This window comes from Mycobacterium sp. NGS54, assembly GCF_059812465.1.
On record NZ_JCALCS010000010.1, the window covers coordinates 199,812 to 207,778 of the forward strand.

Sequence of the window (7,967 nt, forward strand, 5' to 3'; positions counted from 1 at the left end):
GAGCGCCGTTCGCCGGCCCTGCCGCACGCTCGGCCCGTCGTCGCAGCCCAAAAGCGTGCGACGCGGGCACACCTTTGGCGAATACTTCCAAAAAATGGCGTAGGTTTTAGGGGTGAATGACAACCCCTTCGCCGGCCCATTCGCCAAGCACCCGCGTTCACCGCTCGAGCTGCTGGACACGGTCCCGGAATCGCTGCTGCGCCGACTGAAGCAGTACTCCGGCCGGCTGGCCACCGAGGCGGTGTCGGTCATGGGCGATCGGTTGCCGTTCTTCGCCGGCCTGGAGGCGTCGCAGCGGGCCAGCGTGGCTCTGGTGGTGCAGACGGCCATCAACAACTTCGTCGAGTGGATGAAGGACCCGCACAGCGACGTCAGCTACACCGCGCAGGCCTTCGAACTGGTGCCCCAGGACCTGGCCCGCCGCATCGCGTTGCGCGACACCGTGGAGCTGGCCCGCGTCACCATGGAGTTCTTCGAAGAGGTCGTGCCACTGGTGGCCCGCTCCGAGGAGCAGCTGACCGCCCTGACCGTGGGCATCCTGAAGTACAGCCGCGACCTGGCGTTCACCGCCGCCTCGTCCTACGCGAACGCGGCCGAGGCGCGCGGCACCTGGGACAGCCGGATGGAGGCCAGCGTCGTCGACGCGGTCGTTCGCGGCGACACCGGACCCGAACTGCTGTCCCGCGCCGCGGCGCTGAACTGGGACACCACCGCCCCGGCGACGGTCGTCGTCGGGATCCCCGCGCCCGCCCGGGACGGCGCGAACGGCGACGGCGGCAGCCAGCGGGCCAGCCAGGACGTCCGCGACATCGCCGCGCAGCACGGCCGGGCGGCGCTCACCGACGTGCACGGCACCTGGCTGGTGGCGATCGTGTCCGGCCAACTATCGCTAACCGACAAATTCCTGGGGGACCTTTTGAATGCGTTGTCGGACGGCCCGGTGGTCATCGGGCCGACGGCGCCCATGCTGACCGCGGCCTACCACAGCGCCAGCGAGGCGATCTCCGGGATGAACGCCGTCGCCGGGTGGCGGGGGGCGCCGCGGCCCGTGCTGGCCCGGGAGCTGCTCCCCGAACGCGCCCTGATGGGCGACGCGTCGGCGATCGTGGCGCTGCACACCGACGTGATGGGGCCGCTGGCCGACGCCGGGCCAACGCTGATCGAGACCCTCGACGCGTACTTAGATTGTGGCGGCGCGATTGAAGCTTGTGCCAGAAAGTTGTTCGTTCATCCAAACACGGTGCGCTACCGGCTCAAGCGCATCACCGACTTCACCGGGCGTGATCCCACCCAGCCGCGCGACGCATACGTGCTGCGTGTGGCCTCGACGGTGGGCCAGCTGAACTATCCCGCGCAGCCGTCCAGCATCGACAACAAAGCCCTGGCGCCGGTCCCCCTACCGGCCAGGAGTGATGCTGCACGCGCGTCCGAGCGATAGTGATCCAGCCAACAGATCGCGGCGCGGTATCAAAACCGTAGCGTAGAGGGCGGTTTTGTAAGATGCATACAAAAACCTAAGACGAGGTTCATAATCTGTTACACCCGCCAAAACCGTTTCCACAGTGTTCTCTTAAATACGTGATTGCATTGCTTGCGCCCGGACAGGGTTCGCAGACGGAGGGGATGCTGTCGCCGTGGTTGGAGCTACCAGGCGCCGCAGACCAGCTGGCCCTGTGGTCTAAGGCCAGCGGCCTGGACCTGGTTCGCCTCGGGACCACCGCATCGACCGAGGAGATCACCGACACCGCGGTCGCCCAGCCCCTGATCGTCGCGGCCACGCTGCTCGCGCACCAGGAGCTGACCAGGCGCGACCTGCTCGCCGGTGAAGAATTCATCGTCGCCGGGCACTCCGTCGGGGAAATCGCGGCCTACGCGATCGCCGGCGTGCTGGCCGCAGACGACGCCGTCGCGCTGGCCGCCACCCGCGGCGCCGAAATGGCCAAGGCCTGCGCCATCGAGCCCACCGGCATGTCCGCGGTGCTCGGCGGTGACGAGGCCGAGGTGCTGGGCCGCCTCGAGGAGCTCGAGCTGTTCCCGGCCAACCGCAACGCGCCCGGGCAGATCGTCGCCGCGGGCCCGCTGACCGCGCTGGAAAAGCTCGCCGAGGACCCGCCGGCCAAGGCGCGTGTGCGCGCCCTCGGCGTGGCCGGTGCCTTCCACACCAAGTACATGGCCCCGGCCCTGGACGGTTACGCCGCCGCGGCGGCCGCCGTCACGACCGCCGAGCCCACCGCCACGCTGCTGTCCAATCGGGACGGAAAGCCCGTCGCCTCGGCGGCGGCCGCGATGGACACGCTCGTCGCCCAGCTGACCCAGCCGGTGCGCTGGGACCTGTGCACCGAGTATCTGCGTGCGCATGATGTTTCGGCGATCGTGGAGTTCCCCCCGGCGGGGACGCTCACCGGCATCGCCAAACGCGAACTTCGGGGGGTTACGGCCCGTGCCGTGAAGTCACCCGCAGATCTGGACGAGTTGGCAAACCTCTAAACCGCCGGCTTTTCGCCAGAAAAATAAATACTGCAAAACGTCAATCCGATTTGCACACAACACATTACGAAGGGAATAGGCTGTGGCCGTCACTCAGGAAGAAATTATCGCCGGTATCGCCGAGATCATCGAAGAGGTGACCGGTATCGAGCCGTCGGAGGTCACCCCGGAGAAGTCGTTCGTCGACGACCTGGACATCGACTCGCTGTCGATGGTCGAGATCGCGGTGCAGACCGAGGACAAGTACGGCGTCAAGATCCCCGACGAGGACCTCGCCGGCCTGCGCACCGTCGGTGACGTCGTCGCCTACATCCAGAAGCTCGAGGAAGAGGACCCCGAGGCCGCCGCAGCGCTGCGCGCCAAGCTGGAGTCGGAGAACCCCGAGGCTGTTGCCAACGTCAAGGCGAGGCTGGAAGCGGACAGCAAGTGACCAAGCCTTCCACTGCCAATGGCGGTTACCCCAGCGTTGTGGTAACCGCCGTCACGGCGACGACATCGATCGCGCCGGACATCGAGAGCACGTGGAAGGGCTTGTTGGCCGGCGAGAGCGGCATCCACGTACTCGAAGACGAGTTCGTCACCAAGTGGGACCTGCCCGTGAAGATCGGTGGACACCTCAAGGAGCCCATCGACAACCACATGGGCAGGCTCGACCTGCGCCGCATGTCCTACGTCCAGCGGATGGGCAAGCTGCTGTCCGGTCAGCTCTGGGAGAGCGCCGGCAGTCCCGAGGTCGACCCTGACCGGTTTTCGGTCGTGGTCGGCACGGGCCTCGGTGGCGCCGAGCGGGTCATCGAGAGCTATGACCTGATGAACGAGGGCGGCCCCCGTAAGGTGTCGCCGCTCGCCGTTCAGATGATCATGCCCAACGGCGCCGCCGCGGTGGTGGGTCTGCAGCTCGGGGCCCGCGCCGGCGTGATGACCCCGGTCTCGGCGTGCTCGTCGGGTTCGGAGGCCATCGCCCACGCGTGGCGCCAGATCGTCATGGGGGATGCCGACGTCGCCGTCGCCGGTGGTGTCGAGGGGCCGATCGAGGCGCTGCCCATCGCGGCGTTCTCGATGATGCGGGCCATGTCGACCCGCAACGACGAGCCGGAGCGTGCCTCGCGTCCGTTCGACAAGGACCGCGACGGCTTCGTGTTCGGCGAGGCCGGGGCGCTCATGCTCATCGAGACGGAAGAGCACGCCAAGGCCCGCGGCGCCAAGCCGCTGGCCCGCCTGCTGGGTGCCGGTATCACCTCGGACGCCTTCCACATGGTGGCGCCCGCCGCGGACGGTGTTCGTGCCGGTCGTGCGATGACGCGGTCGTTGGAGCTGGCGGGCTTGTCCGCCAAGGACATTGACCACGTGAACGCCCACGGGACGGCGACACCGATCGGCGACGCCGCGGAGGCCAACGCGCTCCGTGTCGCCGGTTGCGAGCACGCCGCGGTGTATGCGCCGAAGTCGGCGCTGGGCCACTCGATCGGCGCGGTCGGCGCGCTGGAATCCGTATTGACGGTATTGAGCCTTCGGGACGGCGTCATACCACCCACGTTGAATTACGAAACCCCGGATCCCGAGATCGACCTTGATGTGGTCGCAGGTGAACCTCGCTACGGCGAATACCGTTACGCGATCAACAACTCGTTCGGCTTCGGTGGTCACAACGTGGCGCTCGCGTTTGGGCGCTACTAGGCAGCACGGAAGGAACGTTCGCTAAAGCCATGACGGAGCTGGTTACGGGGAAAGCGCTCCCCAATGTAGTGGTTACCGGCGTTGCCATGACGACCGCACTTGCAACGGACGCCGAGAACACGTGGAAGATGTTGCTGGACAGCCAAAGCGGGATCCGCACCCTCGACGACCCGTTCGTCGAGGAGTTCGGCCTGCCGGTGAAGATCGGCGGGCACCTGTTGGAGGAGTTCGACAGTCAGCTCACGCGCGTCGAGCTGCGCCGGATGGGCTACCTGCAGAAGATGTCCACCATCCTGAGCCGGCGCCTGTGGGAGAACGCCGGTAATCCCGAGCTCGACACCAACCGGTTGGCGGTCTCCATCGGGACCGGGCTGGGCTCGGCAGAGGAGCTCGTCTTCAGCTACGACGACATGCGCGCTCGCGGTATGAAGGCGGTCTCGCCACTGGCGGTGCAGAAGTACATGCCCAACGGCGCCGCCGCGGCGGTGGGACTGGAACGGCACGCCAAAGCCGGTGTGATGACGCCGATCTCGGCGTGCGCGTCGGGTTCGGAAGGCATCGCGCGGGCGTGGCAGCAGATCGTGCTCGGCGAGGCCGACGCGGCGATCTGCGGTGGCGTCGAAACACGGATCGAGGCGGTGCCCATTGCCGGGTTCGCTCAGATGCGCATCGTGATGTCCACCAACAACGACGACCCCGCCGGTGCCTGCCGCCCGTTCGACAAGGACCGCGACGGCTTCGTGTTCGGCGAGGCCGGAGCGCTCATGTTGATCGAGACCGAGGAGAGCGCCAAGGCTCGTGGCGCCAACATCCTGGCCCGGATCATGGGGGCCAGCATCACCTCGGACGGCTTCCACATGGTGGCGCCGGATCCCAACGGCGAGCGCGCCGGTCACGCGATAACGCGGGCAATCCAGCTCGCGGACCTCACCCCCGGCGACATCGACCACATCAACGCCCACGCCACCGGGACCCAGGTCGGCGACCTGGCCGAGGGCCGGGCGATCAACAACGCCCTGGGCAGCAACAAGCCGGCGGTGTACGCGCCCAAGTCCGCCCTTGGCCACTCGGTGGGTGCGGTCGGTGCGGTGGAGTCGATCCTGACGGTGCTCGCGTTGCGGGATCAGGTGGTCCCGCCGACACTTAACCTCGTAAACCTCGATCCGGAGATCGATTTGGACGTGGTGGCGGGCAAGCCGCGGACGGGCGACTACAAGTACGCGATCAACAACTCGTTCGGATTCGGCGGTCACAACGTGGCGATCGCTTTCGGGCGGTACTAAACCCGCCCTATAGCCCGGGCACACTCGGAAACAGGAGACCCGCGATGACAATCATGGCCCCCTCGTCGGTTGGTGAGTCGCTCGACCCCCGGGACCCGTTGCTGCGCCTGAGCAATTTCTTCGACAACGGCAGCGTGGAACTCCTGCACGAGCGTGACCGCTCGGGCGTGCTGGCCGCCTCGGGGACCGTGAATGGGCTGCGCACCATCGCGTTCTGCACGGACGGCACCGTGATGGGCGGCGCGATGGGCATCGAGGGATGCACGCACATCGTCAACGCCTACGACACCGCCATCGAGGAACAGAGTCCCATCGTGGGCATCTGGCACTCCGGCGGGGCGCGGTTGGCCGAGGGTGTCCGGGCGCTGCACGCGGTCGGGCTGGTGTTCGAGGCCATGATCCGCGCGTCGGGCTACATTCCGCAGGTCTCGGTCGTCGTCGGCTTCGCCGCCGGCGGCGCCGCCTACGGACCGGCGCTGACGGACGTCGTCGTGATGGCGCCCGAAAGCCGGGTGTTCGTCACCGGACCCGACGTGGTGCGCAGCGTCACCGGCGAGGACGTCGACATGGCGTCGCTCGGCGGCCCGGAGACGCACCACAAGAAGTCCGGGGTGTGCCACATCGTCGCCGATGACGAGCTCGACGCCTACGAGCGGGGCCGCCGGCTGGTCGGATTGTTCTGCCAGCAAGGGCATTTCGACCGCAGCAAGGCCGAGGCCGGGGACACCGACATCCACGCGCTGCTGCCCGAGTCGGCGCGACGGGCCTACGACGTGCACCCGATTGTGACCGCGCTCCTCGACTCGGACACCGCTTTCGACGAGTTCCAGGGCCACTGGGCGCCGTCGATGGTGGTCGGGCTGGGCCGGCTGGCCGGCCGCACCGTCGGCGTGCTGGCCAACAACCCGCTGCGCCTCGGCGGGTGCCTGAACTCCGAAAGCGCCGAGAAGGCGGCACGTTTCGTGCGGCTGTGCGACGCCTTCGGGATTCCGCTGATCGTGGTGGTCGACGTGCCCGGTTACCTGCCGGGTGTCGACCAGGAGTGGGGCGGCGTGGTGCGCCGCGGCGCCAAGCTGCTGCACGCATTCGGCGAGGCCACCGTCCCCCGGGTCACCCTGGTCACCCGAAAGACCTACGGCGGGGCCTACATTGCGATGAACTCCCGCTCACTGAACGCGACCAAGGTGTTCGCGTGGCCGGACGCCGAGGTCGCCGTGATGGGCGCCAAGGCGGCCGTCGGCATCCTGCACAAGAAGAAGCTGGCCGCCGCGGCCGACCACGAACGCGAGGCGCTGCACGACGAGTTGGCCGCCGAGCACGAGCGGATCGCCGGCGGCGTCGACAGCGCCATCGAGATCGGCGTGGTTGACGAGAAGATCGACCCGGCGCACACCCGCAGCAAGATCACCGAGGCGTTGGCCCAGGCTCCGGCGCGCCGCGGACGCCACAAGAACATCCCGCTGTAGCTCGCCTTTTTACCGCGAGCAGACGCAGAATCGCACGCGCGCGGCACGCGCAGTGCGATTCTGCGTCTGCTCGGCCGTCTATCCCCAGCGGTGACTCGCCAATTCGGCGTGCTCCTCGCATGCTCTGGCGGTGCATGCTGGAGCGCTCGCAGTCCTACAGCAGGCTGGCGGGTTCGCCACTACCGCCCAGTTGCTGACGGTAATGACCCGGCAGCAGCTCGATGTCCAAGTTCGAAACGGAGGCCTCAAACGCGTCTGGTATGGGGTTTACGCCGCTAAGGAGCCAGATCTTTCAGGTCGCCTGACCGCGTTGGACATCTTTATGGGGCAGCACGCCGTTGTGTGCATGAACACAGCCGCCGCCCTGTACGGCTTCGACACGGAAGGCGCGACCGCAATCCACATACTCGATCCTGGCGTACGAATGCGTCCCGCAGTCGGCCTGATGGTTCACCAACGTACTGGCGCCCCATTGCAACGGATAGCAGGGCGTCTCGCGACCAGACCTGCCTGGACGGCTGTCGAAGTCGCGAGGCAGTTGCCGCGTCCTCGCGCAATCGCAACACTTGACGCCGCATTGCGTTCGATGCGTTGCAGCCGTGCAGAACTCGAATGTGCGGTCGCCGAGCAGCGGGGCCGCCGCGGGATAGTGGCCGTGCGGGGACTTCTTTCCCTTGCCGACGGACGTGCGGAATCCGCGATGGAAAGCGAAGCCCGGCTTGTGATGATCGACCACGGGCTCCCGCTCCCTGAACTTCAATACCCAATTCTTGGTCGCGACGGTGAATTGTGGCGAGTCGACTTTGCATGGCCGGACATGCGCGTAGCGGCTGAATACGAAAGCATCGAGTGGCATGCGGGACGGAGCGAGATGCTCCGAGACAAATCAAGATCGGGCAGCATCCAGGAACTGGGATGGACAATCATTCCTATCGTCGTCCACGATGTAAGACGCGAACCCGAGCGACTTGCCATGCGCATCGCCACCCATTTGGACCGTGCACGCAAAGCCGGCTAACGATGGCGAGCAGACGCAGAATCGCACGAAATACCC

The 7,967-nt window shown here is 67.0% G+C and carries 7 protein-coding genes; all 7 read left to right on the forward strand.

Annotated features, from left to right (window positions below; all coding sequences use genetic code 11):
• The first annotated feature begins 112 nt into the window (after positions 1-112).
• On the forward strand, positions 113-1,438 hold the full coding sequence (locus AC5Y5E_RS28970; RefSeq protein ID WP_499907198.1) for a PucR family transcriptional regulator: 1,326 nt from the start codon (positions 113-115) through the stop codon (positions 1,436-1,438).
• A 140-nt stretch (positions 1,439-1,578) separates the two neighbouring features.
• Entirely contained in the window at positions 1,579-2,487 is a 909-nt protein-coding gene (locus AC5Y5E_RS28975; protein ID WP_499907199.1) for an ACP S-malonyltransferase, read from the forward strand.
• 82 nt (positions 2,488-2,569) lie between these two features.
• The gene (gene acpM, locus AC5Y5E_RS28980; RefSeq protein WP_499907201.1) at positions 2,570-2,917 is read left to right on the forward strand and encodes a meromycolate extension acyl carrier protein AcpM; all 348 of its coding nucleotides are present in this window, start codon (positions 2,570-2,572) and stop codon (positions 2,915-2,917) included.
• The gene (gene kasA, locus AC5Y5E_RS28985; protein WP_499907203.1) at positions 2,914-4,164 is read left to right on the forward strand and encodes a 3-oxoacyl-ACP synthase KasA; all 1,251 of its coding nucleotides are present in this window, start codon (positions 2,914-2,916) and stop codon (positions 4,162-4,164) included. Before acpM ends, kasA begins: the two co-directional genes overlap by 4 nt.
• A 29-nt stretch (positions 4,165-4,193) precedes the next feature.
• Positions 4,194-5,447, forward strand: coding sequence for a 3-oxoacyl-ACP synthase KasB (kasB, locus tag AC5Y5E_RS28990; RefSeq protein ID WP_499907205.1), 1,254 nt, complete (start codon positions 4,194-4,196; stop codon positions 5,445-5,447).
• Between the two features lie 44 nt (positions 5,448-5,491).
• Complete coding sequence (locus AC5Y5E_RS28995) at positions 5,492-6,913, forward strand: acyl-CoA carboxylase subunit beta (RefSeq protein ID WP_499907207.1); 1,422 nt, start codon at positions 5,492-5,494, stop codon at positions 6,911-6,913.
• Positions 6,914-7,043: 130 nt separating this feature from the next.
• Complete coding sequence (locus tag AC5Y5E_RS29000; RefSeq protein ID WP_499907208.1) at positions 7,044-7,931, forward strand: type IV toxin-antitoxin system AbiEi family antitoxin; 888 nt, start codon at positions 7,044-7,046, stop codon at positions 7,929-7,931.
• Positions 7,932-7,967: the final 36 nt, after the last annotated feature.